This window comes from Xenorhabdus griffiniae, from assembly GCF_037265215.1.
Taxonomy (GTDB): Bacteria; Pseudomonadota; Gammaproteobacteria; order Enterobacterales; family Enterobacteriaceae; genus Xenorhabdus; species Xenorhabdus griffiniae.
Map to the genome: position 1 here is coordinate 3,304,685 of NZ_CP147737.1, position 23,766 is coordinate 3,328,450.

24 protein-coding genes, 1 other RNA gene and 1 pseudogene are annotated in these 23,766 nt (G+C 40.5%); 9 read left to right on the forward strand and 17 right to left on the reverse strand.

Features of this window, described 5'->3' with window-relative positions; translation table 11 throughout:
• Positions 1-32 precede the first annotated feature (32 nt).
• The 3 genes from WDV75_RS14505 to prpB are packed head-to-tail and all read right to left on the reverse strand — an operon-like array spanning position 33 to position 3,578.
• Positions 33-1,484 (reverse strand): bifunctional 2-methylcitrate dehydratase/aconitate hydratase, encoded by a 1,452-nt coding sequence (locus WDV75_RS14505; RefSeq protein ID WP_273560129.1) that lies wholly within the window; start codon positions 1,482-1,484, stop codon positions 33-35.
• Positions 1,485-1,507: 23 nt separating this feature from the next.
• Positions 1,508-2,659: a bifunctional 2-methylcitrate synthase/citrate synthase gene (prpC, locus tag WDV75_RS14510; RefSeq protein ID WP_273560154.1), complete on the reverse strand. Its 1,152-nt coding sequence runs from the start codon at positions 2,657-2,659 to the stop codon at positions 1,508-1,510.
• Positions 2,660-2,672: 13 nt separating this feature from the next.
• Complete coding sequence (prpB, locus tag WDV75_RS14515; RefSeq protein ID WP_273560127.1) at positions 2,673-3,578, reverse strand: methylisocitrate lyase; 906 nt, start codon at positions 3,576-3,578, stop codon at positions 2,673-2,675.
• Between the two features lie 293 nt (positions 3,579-3,871).
• Here prpB and prpR point away from each other — a divergent pair, with 293 nt between their 5' ends.
• A complete protein-coding gene (prpR, locus tag WDV75_RS14520) occupies positions 3,872-5,518 on the forward strand; it encodes a propionate catabolism operon regulatory protein PrpR (protein WP_273560125.1) in 1,647 nt (548 codons plus the stop codon).
• Between the two features lie 55 nt (positions 5,519-5,573).
• Here the strand turns inward: prpR and WDV75_RS14525 are convergent, their stop codons facing one another.
• Together WDV75_RS14525 and WDV75_RS14530 are read right to left on the reverse strand one after the other, a co-directional pair.
• Positions 5,574-6,545: a threo-3-hydroxy-L-aspartate ammonia-lyase gene (locus tag WDV75_RS14525; RefSeq protein ID WP_273560123.1), complete on the reverse strand. Its 972-nt coding sequence runs from the start codon at positions 6,543-6,545 to the stop codon at positions 5,574-5,576.
• A gap of 122 nt (positions 6,546-6,667) precedes the next feature.
• On the reverse strand, positions 6,668-7,006 hold the full coding sequence (locus tag WDV75_RS14530) for an SH3 domain-containing protein (RefSeq protein ID WP_338804745.1): 339 nt from the start codon (positions 7,004-7,006) through the stop codon (positions 6,668-6,670).
• A gap of 508 nt (positions 7,007-7,514) precedes the next feature.
• On the opposite strand from WDV75_RS14530, the gene WDV75_RS14535 reads away from it, so the two are divergent.
• The 5 genes and pseudogenes from WDV75_RS14535 (at position 7,515) to WDV75_RS14555 (ending at position 10,805) form a co-directional block, all read left to right on the forward strand.
• Entirely contained in the window at positions 7,515-7,751 is a 237-nt protein-coding gene (locus tag WDV75_RS14535; RefSeq protein ID WP_273560119.1) for an antiterminator Q family protein, read from the forward strand.
• A 435-nt stretch (positions 7,752-8,186) separates the two neighbouring features.
• Positions 8,187-8,765 (forward strand): hypothetical protein, encoded by a 579-nt coding sequence (locus WDV75_RS14540; RefSeq protein ID WP_273560117.1) that lies wholly within the window; start codon positions 8,187-8,189, stop codon positions 8,763-8,765.
• A 657-nt stretch (positions 8,766-9,422) separates the two neighbouring features.
• Positions 9,423-9,932: pseudogene (locus tag WDV75_RS14545) on the forward strand (transposase).
• Between the two features lie 190 nt (positions 9,933-10,122).
• Positions 10,123-10,248 carry a hypothetical protein gene (locus WDV75_RS14550; RefSeq protein ID WP_273560115.1) on the forward strand — a complete coding sequence of 42 codons (126 nt, stop codon included), beginning with the start codon at positions 10,123-10,125 and terminating at the stop codon, positions 10,246-10,248.
• Positions 10,249-10,250: 2 nt separating this feature from the next.
• The gene (locus WDV75_RS14555; protein ID WP_273560113.1) at positions 10,251-10,805 is read left to right on the forward strand and encodes a hypothetical protein; all 555 of its coding nucleotides are present in this window, start codon (positions 10,251-10,253) and stop codon (positions 10,803-10,805) included.
• A 176-nt stretch (positions 10,806-10,981) separates the two neighbouring features.
• Here WDV75_RS14555 and WDV75_RS14560 read toward each other — a convergent pair whose 3' ends face one another.
• The 4 genes from WDV75_RS14560 to WDV75_RS14575 form a co-directional block, all read right to left on the reverse strand.
• Positions 10,982-11,137 (reverse strand): hypothetical protein, encoded by a 156-nt coding sequence (locus WDV75_RS14560; protein WP_338860031.1) that lies wholly within the window; start codon positions 11,135-11,137, stop codon positions 10,982-10,984.
• A gap of 373 nt (positions 11,138-11,510) precedes the next feature.
• Complete coding sequence (tnpA, locus tag WDV75_RS14565; protein ID WP_273560111.1) at positions 11,511-11,969, reverse strand: IS200/IS605 family transposase; 459 nt, start codon at positions 11,967-11,969, stop codon at positions 11,511-11,513.
• A gap of 188 nt (positions 11,970-12,157) precedes the next feature.
• Positions 12,158-12,448, reverse strand: coding sequence for a hypothetical protein (locus WDV75_RS14570; RefSeq protein WP_273560109.1), 291 nt, complete (start codon positions 12,446-12,448; stop codon positions 12,158-12,160).
• Between the two features lie 28 nt (positions 12,449-12,476).
• On the reverse strand, positions 12,477-13,679 hold the full coding sequence (locus WDV75_RS14575) for an SIR2 family NAD-dependent protein deacylase (RefSeq protein WP_273560107.1): 1,203 nt from the start codon (positions 13,677-13,679) through the stop codon (positions 12,477-12,479).
• A 481-nt stretch (positions 13,680-14,160) separates the two neighbouring features.
• Here WDV75_RS14575 and WDV75_RS14580 point away from each other — a divergent pair, with 481 nt between their 5' ends.
• Positions 14,161-14,637: a hypothetical protein gene (locus WDV75_RS14580; RefSeq protein ID WP_048990929.1), complete on the forward strand. Its 477-nt coding sequence runs from the start codon at positions 14,161-14,163 to the stop codon at positions 14,635-14,637.
• A gap of 54 nt (positions 14,638-14,691) precedes the next feature.
• On the opposite strand, the gene WDV75_RS14585 is transcribed toward WDV75_RS14580, so the two are convergent.
• The 6 genes from WDV75_RS14585 to smpB all read right to left on the reverse strand — a co-directional run bounded on the left by WDV75_RS14585 (position 14,692) and on the right by smpB (position 20,658).
• The gene (locus WDV75_RS14585; protein ID WP_273560093.1) at positions 14,692-16,512 is read right to left on the reverse strand and encodes a DUF3732 domain-containing protein; all 1,821 of its coding nucleotides are present in this window, start codon (positions 16,510-16,512) and stop codon (positions 14,692-14,694) included.
• Positions 16,512-16,958: a three component ABC system middle component gene (locus tag WDV75_RS14590; protein ID WP_273560092.1), complete on the reverse strand. Its 447-nt coding sequence runs from the start codon at positions 16,956-16,958 to the stop codon at positions 16,512-16,514. Before WDV75_RS14590 ends, WDV75_RS14585 begins: the two co-directional genes overlap by 1 nt.
• Positions 16,955-18,154, reverse strand: a complete 1,200-nt coding sequence (locus WDV75_RS14595; protein WP_273560090.1) for a hypothetical protein — start codon at positions 18,152-18,154, stop codon at positions 16,955-16,957. Before WDV75_RS14595 ends, WDV75_RS14590 begins: the two co-directional genes overlap by 4 nt.
• 212 nt (positions 18,155-18,366) lie before the next feature.
• Positions 18,367-19,596, reverse strand: a complete 1,230-nt coding sequence (locus WDV75_RS14600) for an integrase domain-containing protein (protein WP_273560088.1) — start codon at positions 19,594-19,596, stop codon at positions 18,367-18,369.
• Positions 19,597-19,761: 165 nt separating this feature from the next.
• Positions 19,762-20,125: a transfer-messenger RNA gene (ssrA, locus tag WDV75_RS14605) on the reverse strand.
• A gap of 50 nt (positions 20,126-20,175) precedes the next feature.
• Positions 20,176-20,658, reverse strand: a complete 483-nt coding sequence (gene smpB, locus WDV75_RS14610) for an SsrA-binding protein SmpB (RefSeq protein ID WP_189760709.1) — start codon at positions 20,656-20,658, stop codon at positions 20,176-20,178.
• Positions 20,659-20,816: 158 nt separating this feature from the next.
• Between smpB and WDV75_RS14615 the strand changes: the two genes are divergently transcribed.
• Both WDV75_RS14615 and WDV75_RS14620 read left to right on the forward strand, forming a co-directional pair.
• Entirely contained in the window at positions 20,817-21,251 is a 435-nt protein-coding gene (locus WDV75_RS14615; protein ID WP_189760708.1) for a type II toxin-antitoxin system RatA family toxin, read from the forward strand.
• Positions 21,244-21,537: an RnfH family protein gene (locus WDV75_RS14620; RefSeq protein WP_273560084.1), complete on the forward strand. Its 294-nt coding sequence runs from the start codon at positions 21,244-21,246 to the stop codon at positions 21,535-21,537. Before WDV75_RS14615 ends, WDV75_RS14620 begins: the two co-directional genes overlap by 8 nt.
• Before the next feature lie 51 nt (positions 21,538-21,588).
• Here the strand turns inward: WDV75_RS14620 and bamE are convergent, their stop codons facing one another.
• Together bamE and recN are read right to left on the reverse strand one after the other, a co-directional pair.
• Positions 21,589-21,933, reverse strand: coding sequence for an outer membrane protein assembly factor BamE (gene bamE / locus WDV75_RS14625; protein ID WP_189760706.1), 345 nt, complete (start codon positions 21,931-21,933; stop codon positions 21,589-21,591).
• Between the two features lie 112 nt (positions 21,934-22,045).
• A complete protein-coding gene (gene recN / locus WDV75_RS14630) occupies positions 22,046-23,719 on the reverse strand; it encodes a DNA repair protein RecN (RefSeq protein ID WP_273560081.1) in 1,674 nt (557 codons plus the stop codon).
• Positions 23,720-23,766 lie beyond the last annotated feature (47 nt).

Below are 23,766 nucleotides of genomic sequence, written 5' to 3' on the forward strand. Positions count from 1 at the left end.
TCTCCTACATTCATCTCTCAAGGGTATACAAATTATATGACATACAAATCAAGGTATTCGTTTACCGGAATATCTCTCAATGCCATCAGATCAAGAGATATCGCTAAAATTTTTTGTTGCTGCTCTTGCGGGAAGCGACGCGCCAGATTGGTTTTGAATTTCTCCTCTAATAGCGGAATGCCATCTTTACGGCGACGGGCGTGTCCAATCGGGAATTCGATTTTAACTTCGTCCAATTGAGTGCCATCGGTGAATGTCAACGTCAGTGCATTGGCAATGGAGCGTTTTTCGGGATCATGATAGTCACGGGTGAAATCAAGGTCTTCAACGCAGACTATTTTTTCCCGCAAGGTGTCAATGCGTGGATCGGCAGCGATATCATCTTCATAATCCGCAGCCGTCAGACGCCCAAAAATCAGCGGGACGGCAACCATATATTGAATACAGTGATCCCTGTCGGCGGGATTGTTCAATGGTCCCTGTTTATCAATGATTCTGATACAGGCTTCGTGGGTACGGATAGTGATTTGTGCAATATCTTCAATGCGTTTGTTGTGCTCTTTCAGTTGCTGATGCAAGATCATTGCTGCTTCTACGGCAGTTTGTGAATGGAATTCGGCTGGAAAAGCGATTTTAAACAGCACATTTTCCATGACATAAGAACCATAAGGGCGCTGGAATGTGAATGGCTGACCATTGAACAGAACGTCATAAAATCCCCAGGTTTTGGCAGATAATACAGAGGGATAACCCATTTCACCGGTTTGGGCTATCAGAGCCAGACGCACGGCACGGGAAGTTGCATCTCCCGCAGCCCAGGATTTGCGCGAGCCGGTATTGGGGGCATGGCGATAAGTTCTCAAAGATTGTCCGTCAACCCAGGCCAATGAAACCGCACTTAATATTTCCTCACGTTGCAGCCCTAACAGTTGAGCGACAACCGCCGTGGAAGCCACTTTGACTAAAACAACATGATCCAACCCGACTTTATTGAAAGCATTTTCTAATGCCAGGCAGCCTTGAATTTCATGCGCCTTAATCATCGCTGTCAGAACATCCCATATGGTGAGTGGTTTTTCTCCGCGGGCAATCGCATTTCTGGACAACCAGTCGGCGGTGGCAAGTATTCCGCCAAGATTATCAGAAGGATGTCCCCATTCGGCTGCCAGCCAGGTGTCATTGAAATCGAGCCAGCGGATCATTGCACCAATGTTAAAGGCGGCCTGAACAGGATCGAGCTGGAATTGGGTTCCTGGTACGCGTGCACCGTTAAGTACCGTTGTTCCCGGCACAATTGGCCCTAATAGTTTTGTGCAGGCGGGATATTCCAGCGCCTCTAATCCACAACCCAAGGTATCTATCAGGCAGTGGTGGGCTGTGGCGTAAGCAATTGGGGATGTTATGGTGTAGTCCATGACATAATCCACAATATCTACAATCACTTGATCGTAATCAGGTCGGTTGTTAACAACAGAGGTAGACATAATTTAATCCTTAAATCGAATTATTAACGTTGTTCAAGCGGTATAAATGCCAAATTTTCAGGGCCAATATAGTTAGCTGATGGACGGATGATTTTGTTATCAATACGTTGCTCAATAATGTGAGCGGCCCAACCAGAAGTGCGGGCCATCACAAATAGTGGGGTAAACATGGCAGTAGGAACCCCCATCATGTGATAGGAAACCGCTGAGAACCAATCAAGATTCGGGAACATTTTTTTGTTATCCCACATCACGGATTCAATCCGATCAGCAATGTCATACATCTGGGGTGTCCCTGCTTCCTGGGAAAGTTGCAGGGCAATTTCTTTAATGACTTTATGGCGAGGATCGGAGACGGTATAAACCGGATGGCCGAAACCGATGATAACTTCTTTTCTCGCCAGACGGGCCAGAATATCGGTTTCGGCTTGCGCGGGAGTGTCATAGCGTTGCTGAATTTCGAATGAAACTTCATTGGCCCCACCATGCTTCGATCCACGCAGGGCACCAATTCCTCCGATAATGGCAGAGTAAATATCTGATCCCGTGCCCGCAATGACTCGGCTGGTAAAGGTAGACGCATTAAATTCATGTTCAGCGTACAAGATCAGGGAGGTGTGCATCGCTTTTTCCCATGATCCCCGTGGCTTTTGGCCATGCAGGAGATGGAGAAAGTGTCCGCCAATGGAATCATCATCGGTTTCAACTTCGATGCGACGGCCATTATGACTATAGTGATACCAATACAGCAGTATTGAACCGAGAGAGGCGAGTAAGCGATCAGCAATATCGCGGGCACCAGCTAGGTTGTGATCTTCTTTTTCTGGCAAAGTACAACCCAGTACAGAAACGCCGGTACGCATGACATCCATAGGATGGGCCACCGCAGGCAGTGCCTCCAATGCGGCTTTGACATTGCTTGGCAGGCCACGTAAGGATTTCAATTTGTTTTTGTAGGATGTCAATTCTGCGTGGGAGGGAAGTTTGCCGTGGATGAGAAGATAAGCGACTTCTTCAAATTCACAATGGGCGGCCAAATCGAGAATATCATAACCACGGTAATGTAAATCATTGCCATTTTTGCCAACGGTACAGAGCGCTGTATTGCCTGCTGTAACACCGGACAGTGCAACTGATTTTTTGGGCTTAAATGATGTAGATCCAGAGAGTTCCATTGCCGTATTCTGCTTACTCATGAGTATCACCTCTGCTATTTTTCTGGGAAAACAGGGCATCCAGTTTTCGTTCAAAATCGTAGTAGTTGATGCTTTCATAAAGTTCATTGCGGGTTTGCATCATATTGATGACGTTTTTCTGTGTGCCATCTCGACGCAAAGTGGTATAGACCTGTTCGGCCGCTTTATTCATCGCCCGAAATGCTGATAGCGGGTAAAGGGCGATGGCGACGTTGACGCGCCTTAATTCTTCGATTGTAAAGAGTGGTGTCGCACCGAATTCGGTAATGTTCGCTAAAACAGGGACCTGCGTCTTGGACGCGAATTCCTGATACATATGCAGCTCGGTGATGGCTTCAGGGAACAGCATATCGGCGCCCGCTTCGATATAAGCTGTGGCTCTGTCCAGTGCGGCATCTAACCCTTCTACTGCCAGTGCATCCGTGCGGGCCATAATGACAAAATTTTCATCGGTGCGGGCATCAACGGCAGCCTTGATACGGTCTACCATCTCCTGTTTGGAAACAATTTCTTTATTTGGACGATGACCACAACGTTTAGCACCGACCTGATCTTCAATATGCACACCCGCGGCTCCTGCTTTAATAATAGAACGAATTGTGCGGGCGACATTAAACGCCGAGGAACCGAACCCAATATCGGCATCGACAAGCAGCGGTAAGTCACAGACATCAGTAATACGGCGGACATCAATCAACACGTCGTCCAGCGTAGAGATCCCCAAATCTGGCAGCCCCAGCGAACCTGCAGAAACACCACCACCTGAAAGGTAAATCGCCTTGTAGCCTGCCTGTTTTGCCAGTAATGCATGGTTTGCATTGATGGTTCCGACGACTTGTAACGGAGATTCGTCCTCTATTGCCTGACGAAAAGCTAAACCAGCGGAAGAAAGTGCCATATATAACCCCATTGTTACCAAAATGAAACCAATTTGTATTTTGTTGTTACTGTAAAAAGGTTTTTAGCAAGGTCTATGCCAATATTTAAAAAATGGGCAGATGGGCTAATAGGGATGTGTCAACTATATGTTTTTATTATCTAAATGAATTGGGTGGATAGATTTTGGTTGATAAGTAGCTACTGTTTAGCTATTGGCTATAATGTATATTTGTTTCATCTTGAATCAATTGTGTTTCATTTTTGTTTCATATTTTGGTGGTGAAACAGAACACAAGCAACAGGGGAGGAGATATGGCATCAGCACACGCAGAGGAACGTGATAACAATAAACCCGTTATCTGGACCGTCTCTGTTTCCAGACTTTTTGATCTTTTTCGTGATATTACACCGGAGTTTGATCACCAAGCGAATATCACGCCGATTCAGTTGGGTTTTGAACGTGCGGTCCAACATATTCGCAAACGACTGGAAACTGAACATTGTGATGCGGTGATTTGCGCAGGATCTAATGGGGCCTATTTAAAAAGCCGTTTATCTGTGCCTGTGATTATTGCTAAAGCCAGCGGATTTGATTTTATGCAGGCATTGGCCCGTGCCCGACAAATCAGTTCCCGAATTGGTGTGATTACCTACCAAAATACGTTGCCTGCATTAGAAGAATTTCAGCAGCATTTCAATTTGCGCATTGAACAACGCAGTTATGTCACAGAGGAAGATGCCAGGGCGCAGGTCAATACGTTGAAGGCGATGGGCATAAAAGTGATTGTCGGGGCAGGATTGATTACCGATCTTGCTTATGAAGCTGAGTTAGTGGGAGTTTTTGTCTATTCAGCAGATTCGATTCGGCAGGCATTTAGGGATGCGTTGGAGATGGCCCGAATGAGCAAACTTAATCAGGTAGTGATTTCTCCTTATCCTACAGAAGATAAACTACGCACACGGCACACAATCAACGATATCAGGGGGCATTCTGTTGCAGTAGAACATGTGCGCAATACAATTATGCTGTACTCCCGCTCGACGGCAACAGTTTTAATTCAGGGAGAAAGCGGTACAGGAAAAGAGCTGGTGGCGCAGGCTATTCATCATGAATATACCTTGCGGTATGGACAGCTAGCGGGCAAGTATCCGCGGCCATTTGTTGCCGTTAACTGTGGCGCGATTACAGAGTCTTTGCTGGAGGCTGAACTGTTTGGTTATGAGGAAGGCGCTTTCACCGGTTCACGACGTGGCGGGCGTGCGGGGTTATTTGAAATTGCACATAGAGGGACGCTATTTCTGGATGAAATCGGTGAAATGCCATTGCCTTTGCAAACGCGGTTATTAAGGGTATTAGAAGAAAAATCGGTTGTCAGGGTTGGTGGATATCGTCCGATTGCCGTCGATGTGCGGATCATCTGTGCGACGCATTGTGATTTAGATACTTGGGTCAGGGAAGGGCGTTTTCGGGCAGATTTGTTCTACCGTTTGAGTGTATTGCGGATCAACATACCTGCATTAAGGGAGAGGGGGGATGATATTGGTTTGTTGGCGCTAGAATACTTACAACGGGCTTTTGCGGTACTTAACTTACCTGTTACTGCATCGAGGATACAGGCGCTTGCTGGGTGTTATGATGTGTTGCATGACTATCATTGGCCGGGAAATGTGCGTGAACTACGTAACTTAATGGAACGGATAGCGCTTTATTTAAGTGCTCATCCAGAACAGGCGTTAACCCCTGCATTGATATTATCGCTTTCACCTGAACGCCAAACTGGCTCTGATGTTACGCAAGCAGCCCAGATTGAGACAGTTTCTCTTATCGAAAATACGCCTTCAGTACACGATATTGTGGCACGGTTTTCAGGTAATCGGCGTGCGGCAGCAGAATATCTGGGCATTAGCCGCACAACGTTATGGCGGAAGTTAAAGAAAGAGCAGGAAAAAGTTAAGTAGCAATTTTCTGCCTATTTTTATCATGCTAACGGGGGCATGATTAAATAATGAATGCTCATGAGATCTTGTTTGCTAACAAATGTGCATATTGTTTTATATCAATATTTCCGCCACTCAAGATAATTCCGATACGTTGCCCTTGCAATTGTTCCCGCATTGCGTTTGCCGCAGCAAATCCCAAACAGCCGGTAGGCTCGACGATGGTTTTCATTCGCTCGGCCAAAAAGTACATAGCATCAATTAATTGATCATCTGACGCAGTAAGAATGTCTTTGACAAGGTGGCGAATGATAGCAAAAGTGTGTTGTCCCAAGTGTTGTGTTTGAGCACCATCTGCAATGGTTTTTGGGGTATCTATATGAACTATTTCACCTTTTTTAAAAGATTGCTGACCATCATTACCGGTTGCTGGTTCGACACCAAAAACCTGACATGTAGGGGATAAGTGAGCAGCGGCAAGCGCAGAGCCAGACAATAAACCCCCACCGCCAAGAGGTATAAATAGGGCATCCAACTCACCGACTTCTTCAAATAGCTCCTTAGCCGCGGTGCCTTGACCTGCAATGATATGTGGATGATCGAAAGGTGGGATGAGTGTCATGCCGTGTTTTTCTGCCAGTTGCCGACCGATTTCTTCGCGATCTTCAGTATATCGGTCATAAAAAACGACTTTACCCCCATAACCTTTTGTGGCTGTTATCTTAGCTTGGGGAGCATCGTGTGGCATGACAATGGTGGCAGAAATATTCAGTAACTTAGCTGCCAGCGCAATTGCTTGTGCATGATTGCCTGATGAAAAAGCAATAACGCCTGCGTTTTTCTGTTCATCACTAAACTGGGATAGGGCATTCATGGCTCCGCGGAATTTGAATGCCCCCATTTTTTGATAGTTTTCACACTTGAAATAAACTTGAGCGTCAAAGAATTCATTGACAGTTGTTGATGTGAATACAGGAGTTTTATTGATATAGGGTTTAATACGAGAATGTGCTGCATGAATATGATTATAATCGGGAACAAACTTCATTACTTTGTCTCCTTTGTCCGGTAATGTATCCCATTAATGTTATTGAATACCTTGATAAATAAGAGGACAGTATAGTCACAATATTGTGGTTAATACTGGGATGGCTGTATCAATATGGCATCTTAGAATTTAATATATTCCAGAGGAATCCAGCCTGCTTCTCCTGAGTCTTTATATGCCCAGTACCAACCATTTAATGCTCGGTCAAGATACAGATATTCTCCCGCTTTTACTGTTAACTCGTGAGCCGTGTAATCTTCCTGACATATTGCATTATCAGGATAAATGAGATTCAGAATTTGTTGAGGAACCCAGCCACTGACATTTAAGGAGTTTGTCGTCCAAATCCAGTAAGGGTAATCAATATCGCTATGGCTGATCGAAACAATATCTCCAGCTTGTAATTTGATCGGATTTGGATAAGCACTAACATAGTCGTGAATTACAATGCTTTTTCTCATTATGGTTAAATAGTGTTTCAAAATGATAAGAGTATTCTTTACCTCGCGCACCGCGCGGGGTAAAGAATACCAATATCTGATACTCTCAGTATTATGAAAACCTATTTAATTAATTGTTAGTAATCATTCGCTTGTTATTGGGTGAAGATGGGGTTATTGATTATCTCAAATATGTTTTTGCGGAGGTTGTTATGCCTATAAACCCAACCGACCCATTTAGAACTACGTACCCGCTTGTAAAAAACAGATTAACAGTGCGTTTTCTTAGCAATGAGAGTAATTTCTTCGCCGTATATTTCGATTCACCGAAGGAATTCCCATATCGTCCATTTTCTGGTGTTCTTAATCAAGGTAGTCCAACTTTGGTTTACGAATATCTCTCTACCCCAATGGAGTAAAAGTCCTTTTAAATCACTATCATTCAAAGTTGGATCATCTATTTTTTATATCCTCAACCAATGCTAAACTGTACTAGTTAGCGAGTGCATCGCGAAGCAGGTAAACGATCATGCACAGAGATATACCGAAGATATTAACGTATTGGGGCGAATGGGTAGTGCAAGGCAGGGTTAACATTGGTTGGAAGTCGATATCTGCCGGGTTTAAAAACGCGGTGACTTATTCCGGTAATAACAAGCTATCGTGCAGTGACGAGGACGGCATGATCATAGATGGCTGCGTTGCCAAGTTGCGTAATGTGGGTATGGCTCAGGAGTGCGATTTTTATCGAATATCACTACGTTAGTGGCACGTCTAAAGAGCCATAGGTTGTAAGTTCAGGCTCAGTGAAAGCGAAGTCAGAAAGCGTATGCTGGCGGAAAGTTTTATTCTTGGGTGCCTTGGAGGCGTTAGACGAACCACTGGAAATAGATAATCTATGGCTTCCACGGTAGCAGAGCGAATTTGTCCAGTTCAGCCTTAAGCGCCCTATAGTAAACCTATCCCTTCCTATCCCTTGCCCGTATACCTCGCGAACGGCTCAACCAGCTCAAATGAGATAGCTGTTTGTGTGTCAGCATTACTGATTCACAAATATCGTTAACTGTAATAGCGTGATAATTCCGAGTACCTCAGAAAACTGTTAATCTGGTGACGGTCAAAGAAAGTGTAATCACGTTCTCGTATCATATGAGGCGGTACCCTGATTCATATGGCCGTGTTTAGCAAAGAGGGTAATGCAATGAATTTAAAAAATAAAATATTCAAAGCTGCTGGGAGAATACCGTTAATTAGGTCCCATGAATGGCCTTTTGGTAAGATAGAAATAGTCTTAGCTTACAACTTTAAAAAGCGAAAACCGCAAGAGTATATCTACTTAAAGTCAAAATATAAGGATGTGCTTGAACTGGTGGGGCGAGAATCCGAAAGGGAGGAACAAAAATATATTTATAATAATTTCCATTATCTTCAATCGATGACGGAAAATGACCGCTTAGATATTTTTGCACATGCCAGCGAGTACGCTTTAGGTTGTTACAGCCCGGAAACACTGGCTAGCGATTTGAAAAAAATGTCTCTTCATCGGGTTGGCGTGATTAAATTCCAAGCATGTTATATCGGAAGAGGAGACTGGCTAGAAAAAGCGCGAGATGCTTTTATAGATGCAGAAATCAATTTTGCTTATATGTCCGCCCCCACTGACCGTGTGATCTGGAATAATCCTTTTATAAAATATGTGCAGGGTGACAGGAGTCAGGCATATAAAGTGGTTAAAGGTAACATCGATAAACAATTCCCCGGAACAAGATACATGCTTTAGTTGTTTAATTCATAGACATTGTGTAGCGGCCTAAATTATCTAGAACGCAAGACAGAATTCCACCTTTGGTTATTTCCACCAACCCGCAGGGCAAATCCCAGGTATTACGGGCAATGCAAAGCCTTTTATACGGCTTAGCTCACAGGGTCATGTAAAACTTTAACCTGACCTTATAACTTATTAATAACATTAAAATACGGTGAAACACTGAGTTTGAGTAAAACAGCCATACCTCATTGAGATAACGTTTAAATACCCTGAAACGAGGAGTTTGAAGCGATATGCAAAAAAGCATATCGCTCGGCTCCCTGCAATGCAAGTTTCTCAAAGTATCAAAAGATTGGGTTTAATTCCGGCGTCTTACAGGAATCAAGATATTGATGCACGGGGAATGTAGAGCAGCTTCCTTAAAATAAAATTTTTAATAAATATCAGTGTATTATGTGTATTTTCGTATGCCATTCTGAACCAGGTTGCATATTTACATCTCGCTCGTAAATTCCGCAGCAAAGTGATTCCGTTGGGTAGACGGAATTAAGCCAACTCAAAGAGTTATACGCCACCTGACCAACTTCCTCCAATGGAGTAAGTTAGGAATATACCCATCGTCATTGAAGATGCTTGATTTTTCCCTCAAATCAGATCACTATCGCGAACATGAAAATTAATCTGACTGATGGACGAGTGCGTGAGCGCATTAAAGTCGTGCTTTTGGCTTCCGAAGGATGGACTGCCCAGATGATCGCGCAAGCGCTGCGTATCCATGAAACGACAGTCAGCCGTACCCGTCTCAACATCATGGGTTGCACTGAATTGGCAACGGATTGAAGAGACTATTATCAGGGAAACTTATCCGCTTTCACAAAAAATTCATCTCATCCTGGATGGAGCCGGCTACCACCGCTCTGAAGTGGTTCAATTTTTTGCCGAAGTTCTGAATATTGAGTTGCATTATCTGCCGCCTTACAGCCCGAATCTCAACCAATTGAACGATTATGGAAGTACGCGAATGAGCAGGTCTGAAACAATGTTTATTTCCCTGATGCAAAAACATTCCGTGAAACCCTTCATCATTTTTTTCATGTCACATTACCCGAGAAAGTACAGGAATTGACTACCCGACTGACCGATAATTTCCAGACTTTAATTCCTGCATCTTCAAGTTAATTGCGTATAGTATGGTATTGTCACTACATGTACATGGCGGTATATCTCATCGCCGAAGAACAATAACGGGCTGGAACTCATCTACATTGATGACCAGGTGCAAAAAGACGGCTGTATCACGATTCGCACTTTCCACCGCCAGCACACCCATTTATCCAGGCAGTTTCAGAACAAGCGGATAAAAGACATCGTGGACGGTGAAAAGGTCTACTATGCCAATGCTGAACCCTGTGATATTCCAGAAGACTGCCGATTAGATGTCCGTGTCCAGATGCCGGAAGATTCGGTGTGGAATTTGAGGCAGGGGGAGGTATAAGTATGAGACTCGTTAAAATTTACTCAGATGCTTATATATTTGAGGAGCCACACAGAAAAGCGTTCGGAAAAAATAGACTAACTATTGTGTGTCATGGATACGGGGCTGAACATGGTGTTGTAATTGATGGTCGCTTGTATTCTCCTCAGAGGCTTTCTGGTCGAATCCCGTTGTGGACGAGCATTAATAATTTACATAGTATACGACTTATTTCTTGTCGGACATCGGACTCACACGACCATATAAATGGTATGGGTTTAATGTCATTACCTCCTAGAGCAACTTCTTTTGCTTCGTTATTGTCTGGACATCTGAATAATATTTACATTAGAGCATATACAGGGAAAGTTGCAGTGCATCCCTGCTCAAAGGATGCTCATGTGATGAGTAAGATATTTGGAGAAGAAAGTTTAGAAAGGTATCTAATGCGACAACTTAAGATAGCTAAAAATGAGCATAATTATCATTATTACTGTGTGGTCTTTTTAAATGGACAAGTAGTGAAAGAGCGTTATCAAATTCAGACTGTAGACGGGAGTGAATTTGGTCTTTTATAATAATTTTTTATTATTCTTAACATAAAGTGAAATTTACCTGTTGGTATTTCTCACCTTTTAACCCATCAATCACTGATTACGTTATTTGTGACGCGTCACGATAAATAAAGGCCATTGATTCTGGAGCGATTAAATACTATTTGGCGTGGCTCACTGCCGACGAAATTCGTCGTGAGTCACTCAGTTACATTAAGTAACCCTGTGAGTGTAAGGTCATCAACTGCAAAAAATTTTTCAGTTGCTAACCTCACATAAGCAAAAGGTATAGAGGAAATTTCAACACCCAAAATATGATATCCCACCTTAAAAAAGATGGTTGGAATTTCAACCATGACTCAGATTTGCGTCATTTGTGGGAACTATAGGGATTTCCACTATGGTTGATCACTCTGGCAGTTAAAGGATAGATTTTTGCCCTATGGTGATCAGCAGCCTTCTTTCATTCTCACCTTGTAGCCGACTCCAATTTCTTTGGCAAAAAGTGCTCAATGATTTTTGGCGGGAGTGATCTGAAGGAGTAAATCAGACTCAAAACAGGCAAAAAATGGTATGCATTTTTGTTACATTTTTTTACAAAAAGAAGTTCATTAGTTACAAATAAGTATCCCCCGGCATAGCCGGGGGTTTTTCATATGCGCCTATAAGGCTTTCTTACCAGCCGCGCCCTAACAGGCGCATGGCGATCTGACATTTGCATTCTATTGATTACTTACGGCCCGTAAACGGGCTACCGGGATACGGGATTGATAATTGTTCTCCCAATTTATCCGTCTCCAGTTGATGCCTTATGTATTCCTGTATCCTTACTGCATTTTTTCCCACTGTATCAACGTAATACCCCCGACACCAAAACTCACGATTGCGATATTTGAATTTGAGATCACCAAATTGCTCATAAAGCATCAGGCTACTTTTCCCCTTCAGATACCCCATAAAGCTCGACACACTCATCTTGGGCCGGATTTCCAGAAGCATGTGGATGTGATCCGCACAACATTCTGCCTCCAATATGTTCACGTTTTTCCATTCACAGCGTTTTCTTAATATGCTGCCTATCGCTCTCCGTTTTTCTCCGTAGAACACCTGCCTTCGGTATTTTGGGGCAAAGACTATGTGGTATTTACAGTTCCATCGGGTATGCGCTAAGCTCTTTTCATCCCTCATGGTGGGACCCCCTTTCGATTTCTTCATTCACTTTTGCAGTTGCCAGACCGCAAGGTGTTTTAACAAATCAAAAGGGGTTTTTATAGCGGACGTAGAGCTGTAAGCTCTACGGAACCCCCAGCCTAGCTGGGGGTTTTCTATATACAATAAAAGGCCTTCTTATGAACAAGAAGGCCTTTTATTTCTCTTTATTTATGGATGTTATTATATTCGGTGTCAACATTCGAACAGTCAAAACCTGGTTGCACAGCAGCAGGTATAGTATCTAATAGGGATACTACCCTTTCTGCTGTCTTTCTATTTATATGATATATAGCAACCAATTTATCAATTAATTGGTTGCTTGAGATATTTAAGTTTTCTTGCTTTTCGGAGCAGGCATGGAACAACGGCGCGTGATCAATTGGAGAAACAATCTTTGATGGTTCTGCGTGGACAACCATAGGTAATAATATAAATATTGGAAAGAGTTTCTTCATTGTTTTCCTCGAATATTTTAATTGAAATTTAAATGTCATAAGATTTATAATCGTACAAGCATAATAACCGTCTATATACTGTGCTATTTTTATCTTCGAAAGATAATAAGTAACTCTTAATATCTTTAGATGGTATTTTATCTTGATAATAACTATGAAAGATGCAGTCATCTTTTTTTGAAATAGGTAATGCCCTGTCTTCAATAATTTCTGAAATAGTATTATGAGTATTGCTGCAATTGTTAGCAGATGTCCGCTCAAAATGATCTACAAGTTTCCTTCTTTGCTGTTCCTTATAAATTTCTACATTATCGAGTTCAGGGCAGATTTCACTGAATGCAAAGATTGGAAAGAACTGGGAACTTTGTATTTTCTGTTTATTTAATAATATAATTAATTGCTTATTTGCTTCCTCAACAATCTTGAAATAATCTTGCATCATCTCAGGCTTGGTTTGGAACTCATACTTGACTCGTTTATGAGATCCTACGGCTAATACCATTTGTCCATTTTTTAACTGGTCTAAATCTTCTGTGATTTTTACTTCTATATCCCCACCACTTTTTATTTCATTCCAGACTTTTTGAACTTTTCTAATATCCATTGCTGAAACTGGTAAGATTAAATTTGATAAACTTTCATATATCGAAGCGTAATCGTCAGTCTTGATTTTATTTATTCTTATAGTGGTAGCATTCCCTATGTATATATCATGTTCAGATATGGTATTAGATCGTGAATCTTTTTCATATTCGACAAGTAAAAAATTACTTCTAATTTTATTAGCTATATCTGAGTTAGTAGGTACATAGGAAAAAATAGTCTTTAAAATTTGCTGTATGTTTCTATCACTTATGCTATACCCAATAAAGATAACCGGATTATGAATGAATAGTGAGAGTAATTGTGCTCTAATTAGTTCATATTTGTTATCGAAATAGTCATAATCTTCTTCTGTAATCGTTAGTTCAGAAGGGGCTGAGACACAACCATGTATTTTATAGACAGAACCATAAGGGTTACTTAAAAGTATGCTATTACCTATTAGTGGTTCGAATTCAAAAAACTGTTCAATCAATGTGTCATAATTAGTAGTAATAATTGAACCAATATTTTTTCTCATTTTTATCAGTTCAGCTATTTCGTCATTTTTTTCTTCTTTAATTAACGTGGCTGATAATATTTTAGTTATATATATTTTAAATCTACTTAAATTAACACCTTTATCCATTTCAGTATAGAAAATATCATTTATTTTTTTGAACTTACCATTTCTGTCATTAGATAAAGTTTCGTTAAATAATTTTTCTATATCGCTTGCAATTTTTTCATATTTACACTCACCATTTATTTGACATTTTTATTTAATGTCAAGATAAGATTCTTTATCTCCGGTAAGCTCGAAGCAGATATGAGACCATTCCAATCAAAGGAATTTGACAGATATCTCAAACTGAATCCAGTTCCAATGAACAGCACTGGATGATTTCGATAGTTACCGATAAACTCTCTTATATCCATGATTTAAGTTAACTCTTTGTTTATAAATGGAAAGTAGATGTTTCAGCAATCATAATAATATTACCGTTTGAATATCTAGCACTGTCCAGCTTTCTTGAACAAAAAGTGCTTTTTCTCATTGATTTTGCTTAGGAATGCGATAAGGAATATTCTTCGAAAGAAATTAATTTTGAGTCTGATAGGAGTTATGTATGTCGATCATAATGGATATTATCTCTGTTATTGGTTCTGGTGTTTCGATATCTGGTATTACCCTGAAGGATTTAATCAAGAAAAACCCTAATAAAGTTGAAATTGAACGTTATATAAAATTCCTTGAACCAAAGAAAGTCTTAACGGCTCCTCTTGATGAGGAGATTATTTACGCAGTTATAAAAAGCCTGGAAGAAATAAAGAAAGAGACGGAAAATGTTAGGCTGAAATGCAATGATGAGTCGGTTTCATTAGTTTTATTAAATTTGGTTTTGACCATGAGTGAAGAACTTATGAGTCTTCATAAGATATCTAATTCCGCTGATGCTAATGTGAAGATGTATAAAAACCTGCAAAAGATAAGAATAAAATTTGCTCAAGCACTTGCTATGTTATGCAGCGCATATGATATTGACATAACACGTTCAGAGCTTTCAAAATTTATTCTGGATGTTGGTTATAAACCTCGTAGCTGATAAGTTGTGGCACTATATATGCAATCATAGTGCCCTCATAATATCAGTACGATTTTAGTTGAAATGAATTAAACCATAATTGCCTCTTAATTCATTATCAACAAGAGTAAAGTTCGTCATTTCTCTGTCAAGCCAATAAGACTCTTCAATATGCTCTAACAGTATTATTTGGAAACCACCATAAGACCGCATTTTCTCAACAAAAGAATTAATTTCATTTAGGGCTGCATCAAGACTTGCAAAGTCATCAGTTTTTTCACCAGCAGTACTAAAATATGGAGTGCTGGGCTGGTCAATTACCAAGAATCGTGGAACCCACGGTACGTTTCTATCTCTTACCAATTCGTGAAGTGCAAGGAAATAAGCTACATGTACATACATATAGTTAGAAGCACTTCCAATATCTATCATTTTTTCAACTTGATTTTTATTTATTAAATCAAGTGTTTTTTTGGCCTTGTTGAATATCGGAGTTGCATCCTCAAATCCTTTTAAAGGCATCCGCGTGAATATTTCCTTTATTTTTCCGTTCAGTAAACTCAATGTATATTCTTTAAAGGCATTATTATCTGTTATCTTGCTTTCTAACTCATCAATTTTAGTAGTTATCTTTTCTATAGTATCAGCGTAATCATATTTAGGGAGAACAACTACCCGTTTAATTTCAGAGCTGAGTTCGCCTATGAACCGATAAAGTTCGATTGGTGTAATCTTTTCATCGCTAACAGTTGCAAGTTTTTTACTCAAGGATGATATTTTAAGTTCTAACTCTTTTCTCTTAGCATTTGTTTTTGATATGAGTGAGTTTTGTCCTTTTTCGGCTATAGCCTTTTTTATCTCTGAGCTTTGGTTCAATAAAGATTTAATGATTGAATAGATGTTTTTTGTATATAATATGTTGCTATAATTATCATCTAGATATTTAGCTATTAAAAGTGAGTCTTGGTTATCTTTTAAAAATTTCTTATATTCAGTATTTGTTTCTATATATTCATTAATATCTGCCAGTTCTTTTTTTAAGAGGAAAAGTTCTTTTTCGATTTTTGTTTTTTCATTAATTGCTGGGATTTCGTTTATATCCTTGTAATTAACTATTGCTCTCAAATTTTCAAATTTATCACTTACAGTTGGTTCATTCTTGCTGTTTTCAATTATTAAACCAAAATGATACGCCCTGTCGTAAAGTGATTCTATTTCACTTTCGAAATTGAAATAAGAGTCTTTGCTAGCCGACTGTTTATATTCGATACGTGCAAGATTCCTTTGTAATTCTTCTAACCTCGTTCTCATTATCATAGTTTCGGCGTTTTCACTGCCAAGAGCCATGTCAAGGGTTCGGTCAATACGCTCTCTTGTCTTTAAATCAGAGATTTTTGAATAAAGATGTTCTGAAGAGGTTAGTGTTGTTTGATCTATAAAGCAATGGGGAATAAAATATCTATAAGATACTTTTGACCCTTGTTGTATGAATCTACCACCATAAGGGATTTTTAGAGAACTATTAATACCAAACTCATAATTCAGATGTTTCTTTAAAACATCCTTTTTGATATTGTTAATAGGGGTTTGTGGAATGCCTCCATTTTTGTCAAAGTAAACTAGATCATCTTCTTCAAAGTGTGTCGCTTTTCTACAAATAGTGAAATATTTACCGTTAATACTTAATCTAATCCCATACCAATTTACAAAATTATCGACATTTGTTTTTGATATACCATCAGATGATGAGGATAAAAGGCAATAATCAACAATAGCCAGTATTGAGGATTTTCCTTTGCCAGAATCACCTGTTATAACATTTACCTTATTTTCCTCAAGTTCTAAATTCCTCAAGGTTGAATCAATTTGCCATATCAAAATATTAGTAATCTGCATTATAATCTAACTCCACAAATGTCATATATATTGTGTGGTTCTTCTAATAATAAACGTGCAACATTTATAGATGCTGCCTGTATTTTTACGGCTCTTTTACCAATAAATGGGATCGCATTATCTAATATTAACTTGTTTTTAAATGCTAATTTACCTTGGTCTAGTTCAGCTATTCCATTTTCAATGCATAATGAAACACAATTTACAGAGGATGGAAGGAAATTATAGAATCTTTTATTTATGGATACTATTATTTCGGGCTTGGTTAATAGTAGATCTTGAAAGGATAGTGTATTGGTTCTCTTGTGGGCAAGGTAATCTAAGCTTTTTTTATGAAATATAATTGGTAAAATTAGCATTGCATTGCTTATTTCAATATTTGATGCTATTGATAGCACCTCTTGCAAAGAGAATATACCTAAAAGCTCATTATTATATATTTTCATTTATAGACTGACTCCCAATTTTGAAGCCATCCTATTTTGGGTTTATCTGAAAGGAGCAAGAACGTTCCTGTAGTCATAGACTTAGGTAATTGATTTTTATCCAACACAATATTACAGTTTCCTGTCAATTCAGTATAGACAGAGAAGGCTTTATTGAGATGATCTTCATTTATTTCTGTAAAACAGCTTCGTGTATACGTTGCTAAATGACGTGATTTCCATTCATCAAGCGCTTTTTGATATATTAGTTTTTCTTCTTGAGTTGTTAAATCCCCAGAGCTTTGTAATTTTTGAATGAAAGCTTCTGTCTTGGCCATTTCATTTATATATTTTACGATTGAATCGCTATTCAAATCCAAATCTTTGAGTTGTTTGTAAGAGATCTTTGATTCAACGTTAGTAGGGTATGCAGATTCAAAATCGTAGTATTGGTCGAAATTATTTATACAATTTCTTGAAATTTGAATAATCCTATCTACTCCAAAATTATTTCGAAAATCATCATAGCTTATATTTATCTTTGTGTGATTTTTAATTAGATCATATTTACGTTCAAAGAACGCACCCGATATGTAATAAAAGACATCATCTAATTTATCATTTTGGATTGCTAATGTTTTTAGTAATGTTTTAATTTGGGATATGATCCCATCTTTACTATGTTGAAAACTTATACTATGAAATAATCTGTCAGAAGTATTGCTATCGAGTGAGTTAATGATAGAAATATACTTATAGAGCTCATCTAACTTATTTTTGTGATCTTGTTCTATCTTTTTTATTTCATCTTTTATTTTTTCAATGTCCTTAGTGTCGTTAGCTAAAAGTTGCACTATACCAGGCTCTAAGGTAAGCCCTTTATTAGTGTAAAAAATAAGGCTAATGCTTTTGTCGCCTATGGTCTTAATCGCCTCTGACCAGTTATATAATGTTTTCCATAAGTCTATGTCTTTATTAGTTATATTAGACTTGTTAATTGAATGTTTAACTTGGATAAAGGTTTTATGACCCTCGATGCTCTCAAGATGGAGATCGTCATAAACTTCAATCCCAATGTGTTCTTCTGGTTTAAGCTCTAAGGCATGTTTTAAAGCAACGTAATCTTGATAGGTAAAACCTATTGAATTTTTGTCAGAATTAGTTTTTTCAAAGAAATCCATATGGTAGCCCACTAAGGAAACAAGCAATGAAAGCATAAAAAACATCAGTATAGTTTTTTCACCATAGCAAACACTAAAAATATATGGAAGCACACGTATCAAAGTTTAGCTATATAACCTTATGTTTTTATACTGGTTTTATGTACATGTGCGCTTTCAATTCGAGAGAATGGCTTAGCTACGAGGCATCCGTCAGCATATGGGCATTTCAAGCTATCCCTATCCTTTTTGCTAATCCTCTCTATCAGTCAAGCAGCGATAGCTTTAGCTCTCTGAGTTTGAACGTAATCACTCCACCATTGCATCAAACTCTGTCGCTCTATCAGATATTCTGCACGATTGTATGCTGCGATAATTTCATCTTTTTTAGAGTGGGCAAGTGCTGCCTCAAGAACTTCAGCTCTGAATTTACCAGACTCCTCTGCCGCTGTTCTTGCAATAGAACGCATACCGTGAGCTACAAGCTCGCCTCCAAACCCCATTCGGATGATAGCTGCGTTGGCTGTTTGTTCATGCATATGATTAAGAGGCGCTTTAATGCTGGGGAAAACCCATTCTCTATGTCCACTTATTGATTTCATTAATTCAAGGATGCGCAAAGTTTCTTTACTCAAAGGAACTTTATGAGGCTTTTTCATTTTCATAAAATCAGCAGGAATGTTCCAAATGCTGTTGGTTGTATCAATATCAGACCACCTTGCGCGAACGGCTTCACCCGGACGAACCCATGTCAACAATTGCCATTCAATTAGCATACGTGTTTCCGACCGGATTGACGCATTCGTTAAAGATTCCATAAACCTTGGCAATTCGCTTGGGGGAAGGGCAGGCATATTTTGCTTTTTTGGCTTACTGAATCTTTGGCCAAGGTTGTCAGCCGGGTTGAACTCAATAAGTTCCTCAGTGGCTGCCCACCGGAAGATTTCATTCAGACGGGAAATGATGCGGCGTAGAGTTTCCAACACGCCTCGTTGCTCAATAGGATCAAGGTGTTGTTTTAAGAGCTTAGGCCGGATCTCATTGATAGGGACATTACCCAGACCAGGAAAGACATTTCTCTCTAAGCTGCGCCAGATGTCTGCTGCATGGTCTTGTGAGATACCTGAGGTCTTTACCTTCTCATCTAACCATTTCCGTGCTACGGCTTGGAGGGTGTGCTCAGTAGCACTCTTTAATGCATTCGCCTTATCGTTGTTATGGACTTGGGGATCAACACCATTTGCCAGTAAGGAGAGATATTCATCACGAAAGGCTCTGGCTTTTGCAAGGGTAAGGTGAGGATATGTCCCAAGGCTCATTTTGGTTCTTTTCTTGCTCACTGGTACTGCATACCTGAAATACCAATTTTTCTTCCCTCCTTTCGCCAAAGGAGCGATTCGTAGAATCAAACCATCACCGTCAAACAAGTTGATTTCTTTGTCGGCTGGCTTAGTGCTTTTGATTTCGGTGTCAGTGAGTTTCTTAGCGATTTTTGCCATTTTGGGACCCTTGGTTTTTGGACCCTTCTTAGTGGGTCCCATTCAGGGTGCCATAAGTACTGGTTCTCAGCAATTCTCACTGGACGACAATAGACGTAAAAAAGCCCGCAGAGCTTGTGCTGTGCGGGCTTAGTAGACTTCATTGTACTTCAAAAAACTAAAAAGTGGTGGAGCTGGCGGGAGTTGAACCCGCGTCCGAAATTCCTACATCCTTGGTACTACATGCTTAGTCTAGTCTTTACATTCGCTTGCCAGCTGCGGACAGACACGCCACTAACAAACTAGCCTGATTAGATTTAACGCTTCAACCCCAGGCAGGGCATCCACGCGATCTCTTTTGGATTTGACCTCTCTTGATCCCCGTCCTAAGAGCGGAGGCTAGGGAGAAAGGGCTCTGCGCAGGTTATTAAGCTGCCAGTGCGTAGTTTTCGTCGTTTGCGACTATTGTTTTGCGGCTTTTTACGAGGCCAACCGCCCCTCGGCATGCACCTTGGGTTTCGCGAATCTCGTCGAATCCAGAATCAGCCCCAAGTGTATTAAGAGCAAGTATATCAGAATATTGAGTGATAATGCCAGTGATTAACGCCCAGAATTCTTCATAATTCTCGCTTTGTCTAATTTCCACTCACGTTCTTTGATATCTGAACGCTTATCATGCGCCTTTTTACCTTTTGCAACGCCAATTTTGATTTTGCACCAGGCATTTTTCCAATACATGGAAAGTGCGACGATAGTATAACCTTCTCGATTGATTCGACCATACAGTGAATCAAGCTCGCGTTTGTTAAGTAGTAGCTTACGTGACCTTGTCGGATCACAAACTACGTGGGAAGAAGCAACATTTAATGGCGTAATCGTGGCACCAAAAAGATAAGCATCACCATCTTTGAGCAAAACATAACTCTCACTGATGTTAGCCTTGCCAGCGCGCAGTGATTTGACTTCCCAACCTTGTAGGGATAAGCCTGCTTCGAGTTCTTCCTCAATGAAGTATTCGTGGCGGGCTCGCTTATTCATGGCAATTGTTGCCGAACCGGGTTTGTATGCTTTTTTCTTTGTCATAATGCGTTGTATTATACTGTATGCGTTAGTGAAAGAAATCTCTTCTGTATGATATTTAGCGATAAGTGCGTATTTATTGTTCTAAAATGTCATCGGGTTTTTATTTAACCATGTTTAAGTGATACTATTCAGCGCTGTTATGTTTTACAGGAAATGATATGCCACAGATTAGTCGCTCTGCGCTAGTGCCTTACAGCGTGGAACAAATGTATAAATTGGTCAACGATGTGACATCTTATCCGGATTTTTTACCAGGATGTGTAGGTAGCCGTGTTATAAGCAGTAGCAATAATGAAATGACGGCTTCTGTTGAGGTCTCTAAGGCAGGGATCAGTAAGACGTTCGTAACGCGCAATACGTTATTTGATAATCAACGCATCAGTATGCAACTTGTTGATGGGCCTTTCCGTAAATTGATGGGAGGGTGGCATTTTACTCCGTTAAGTGAAGATGCTTGTAAGGTTGAGTTGCATCTCGATTTTGAATTTACCAACAAATTGATTGAACTGGCTTTTGGTAAGGTATTTAAAGAGCTGGCTGGGAATATGGTTCAGGCTTTTACCCAACGTGCACGTGAGGTCTATAGTGTCTGAAATTAATATCGAAGTCGTTTATGCTCTGCCTGAACGACAATATCTGCGTAATGTGAAAGTACCGCAAGGAGCAACCGTCGAACAGGCGATTGTAGCGTCCGGCCTTTTGACATTACGTAATGATATCGATTTGGCTAAAAATAAAGTTGGTATTTATAGCCGCCCTGCCAAACTGACTGATACATTGGAAGAGGGAGATCGCGTGGAAATTTATCGCCCTCTGGTTGCTGATCCAAAAGAAATGCGCCGTAAACGAGCAGAGCGCGCGAAGAACAATGCGCGATAATGTCTATTTATTCGCCAGATTATCTACTGGCGAATAAATAAAACACACATTTCACTGATTCTCTGGCAGTGATTTTTCATCTTTGATATCAGTTAACACGCCTTTGCTATCAAAGGTAAGTGTCAGTGTTTCCTGAGTTGTTTTCCCATGGCCTGGTTGTTGGCGGAATACGTAATACCAAGTTTGACTCCCAAATGGATCGGTCAGCATTGGTGTTCCCAAAGTGTAAGAAACTTGCTGCTGAGTCATTCCTTTATGGATTTTTGATACCGCAGCCGGCGTAAGGTAGTTCCCTTGATTAATATCAGGACGATAAACAATTCGCTCAAACATAGAGCAACCCGCAGTCAGCATAACAAGTGATACAGTAGCGGCAGTCAACAATTTACAGCGCATAGTAATTACATTCCTTTAGGAGTTAGGCCGTCGATAATAATAAACATTGAAGAGGTTGAAAACCTCTATGCATTTACCTATGACTGCAATTATACAAGAAAGTTGTCTCAATTTATGCCGCTAACAGTTCTTTTGCGTTAGCCAAAGTATTTTTTGTAACCTCACTTCCCGCCAAAAGCCGTGCCAGTTCTTGAAGTCGTGCTTTTTTATCCAATAGTTGCATTTGGGTTTCTGTTTCTTCACCGTCTGTCTGTTTGCTGACATAAAAATGCTGATGCCCGCATCCTGCGACTTGGGGTAGGTGGGTGACACACATAACTTGGGTCGATTCCCCCAATTCACGTAGCAAGCGCCCAACAATGGCCGCTGTTGGACCACTGATACCTACATCAACTTCATCGAAAATCAGCGCAGGGGTTTCCATTTTTTTCGCTGTAATGACTTGAATTGCCAGTGCAATACGGGAAAGCTCACCACCCGATACCACTTTTGCTAACGGCTGGTGGGGTTGGCCGGGGTTGGTTGTGACATTGAATTCAACTTTGCTGGCGCCATCAATATTTAAATGCTCCGCTTCAAAGGTAACATCAATGGTAAAACGGCCGTGAGGCATAGAAAGTTGGTGCATACTGTTTGTTATCAGTTGGCTTAATTCTGCGGCATATTTCTGGCGAACATGATGCAATTTTTCTGCCACAGTCAGGGCTTGCTGATAATGTAAGCTGACAAGTTCACTAAGGTGGGCGCAATCATTTTCCTGCTGGGATAACTGATATTGCTCTTCCAACAGTTGTTGATGTAATGCAGGTAACTCTTCTGGCGCAACATGGTGTTTACGAGCCATACTAATTTGTTGGGAGATTTTCTGTTCCAGTTCAAATAAACGATTGGGGTCCAGTTCCAGTTGGTCGCTGTAATGACGTAGCTCGTCACTCACTTCATTGATTTGAATAGCCGCCTCTTCCAGCATGTTAAGCAGGCCACTGAGTTTGTGATCCATGCTGGCAAGCTCTGTTAGTTCACTGCGGGCATAGCTAAGAAGACTGGTAATGTTCTGTTCATCATTATCACTTAAAATCTGGAGGATATTTTGGCTGACGGACAAGAATTGCCCGCAATTTGCCAGCCGTTTATATTCACTATCCTGTTCTTGATAATGGCCTGGTTGTGGTGACAGTTCATCCAGTTCTTTCAGGTGATATTCCAGCAATTGCTGACGTGAACGACGCTCAAGAGCTTGTTGTTGGAATTGGGAGAGAGCCTGGCAGCTTTGGCGCCATTGCTGGTAAGCCTGTTTCATTTCTTGCTGAAGTTCGAAATCGCCCGTGTAAATATCCAGTAAGCGCCTTTGGTGACGATTTTCTAACAATAATTGGTGAGCATGTTGCCCGTGAATTTGTATTAGATGAGAGCCTAATTCACGTAATTGAGAAAGTGGTACAGCGGTGCCATTGATAAAACCGCGAGAGCGCCCATCAGCGGTAATTGTACGACGCAGTAGGCACTCATTATCATCATCAAAACTTCCATCTAGCTGGTGGTCTATAAGCCATTTGCGGGCAGAAGGAGCATCAGTTAGTGAAAAACGGGCACAAAGATCGGTACGCGGAGCACCTGGACGAACCATGTTAGCTTCGCCACGATTGCCAAGACATAAACCTAATGCATCAATCGCGATGGATTTACCGGCTCCGGTTTCACCTGTGATTGCCGTCATGCCTGCGCGGAAATCAATTTCAAGTTCGCGAACGATAGCAAAGTTACTGATGGTCAATTGAGTCAGCATCGTGCTCCTCCTTCTTTTTTACTGTATATAAACACGTTCCTGTGCAT

Coding starts and splice junctions, on each gene's coding strand:
- WDV75_RS14505 (WP_273560129.1), bottom strand. CDS start 1,484: ATGTCTACCTCTGTTGTTAACAACCGACCTGATTACGATCAAGTGATT.
- prpC (WP_273560154.1), bottom strand. CDS start 2,659: ATGGAACTCTCTGGATCTACATCATTTAAGCCCAAAAAATCAGTTGCA.
- prpB (WP_273560127.1), bottom strand. CDS start 3,578: ATGGCACTTTCTTCCGCTGGTTTAGCTTTTCGTCAGGCAATAGAGGAC.
- prpR (WP_273560125.1), top strand. CDS start 3,872: ATGGCATCAGCACACGCAGAGGAACGTGATAACAATAAACCCGTTATC.
- WDV75_RS14525 (WP_273560123.1), bottom strand. CDS start 6,545: ATGAAGTTTGTTCCCGATTATAATCATATTCATGCAGCACATTCTCGT.
- WDV75_RS14530 (WP_338804745.1), bottom strand. CDS start 7,006: ATGAGAAAAAGCATTGTAATTCACGACTATGTTAGTGCTTATCCAAAT.
- WDV75_RS14535 (WP_273560119.1), top strand. CDS start 7,515: ATGCACAGAGATATACCGAAGATATTAACGTATTGGGGCGAATGGGTA.
- WDV75_RS14540 (WP_273560117.1), top strand. CDS start 8,187: ATGAATTTAAAAAATAAAATATTCAAAGCTGCTGGGAGAATACCGTTA.
- WDV75_RS14555 (WP_273560113.1), top strand. CDS start 10,251: ATGAGACTCGTTAAAATTTACTCAGATGCTTATATATTTGAGGAGCCA.
- WDV75_RS14560 (WP_338860031.1), bottom strand. CDS start 11,137: ATGGTTGAAATTCCAACCATCTTTTTTAAGGTGGGATATCATATTTTG.
- tnpA (WP_273560111.1), bottom strand. CDS start 11,969: ATGAGGGATGAAAAGAGCTTAGCGCATACCCGATGGAACTGTAAATAC.
- WDV75_RS14570 (WP_273560109.1), bottom strand. CDS start 12,448: ATGAAGAAACTCTTTCCAATATTTATATTATTACCTATGGTTGTCCAC.
- WDV75_RS14575 (WP_273560107.1), bottom strand. CDS start 13,679: ATGGATAAAGGTGTTAATTTAAGTAGATTTAAAATATATATAACTAAA.
- WDV75_RS14580 (WP_048990929.1), top strand. CDS start 14,161: ATGTCGATCATAATGGATATTATCTCTGTTATTGGTTCTGGTGTTTCG.
- WDV75_RS14585 (WP_273560093.1), bottom strand. CDS start 16,512: ATGCAGATTACTAATATTTTGATATGGCAAATTGATTCAACCTTGAGG.
- WDV75_RS14590 (WP_273560092.1), bottom strand. CDS start 16,958: ATGAAAATATATAATAATGAGCTTTTAGGTATATTCTCTTTGCAAGAG.
- WDV75_RS14595 (WP_273560090.1), bottom strand. CDS start 18,154: ATGCTTTCATTGCTTGTTTCCTTAGTGGGCTACCATATGGATTTCTTT.
- WDV75_RS14600 (WP_273560088.1), bottom strand. CDS start 19,596: ATGGCAAAAATCGCTAAGAAACTCACTGACACCGAAATCAAAAGCACT.
- smpB (WP_189760709.1), bottom strand. CDS start 20,658: ATGACAAAGAAAAAAGCATACAAACCCGGTTCGGCAACAATTGCCATG.
- WDV75_RS14615 (WP_189760708.1), top strand. CDS start 20,817: ATGCCACAGATTAGTCGCTCTGCGCTAGTGCCTTACAGCGTGGAACAA.
- bamE (WP_189760706.1), bottom strand. CDS start 21,933: ATGCGCTGTAAATTGTTGACTGCCGCTACTGTATCACTTGTTATGCTG.
- recN (WP_273560081.1), bottom strand. CDS start 23,719: ATGCTGACTCAATTGACCATCAGTAACTTTGCTATCGTTCGCGAACTT.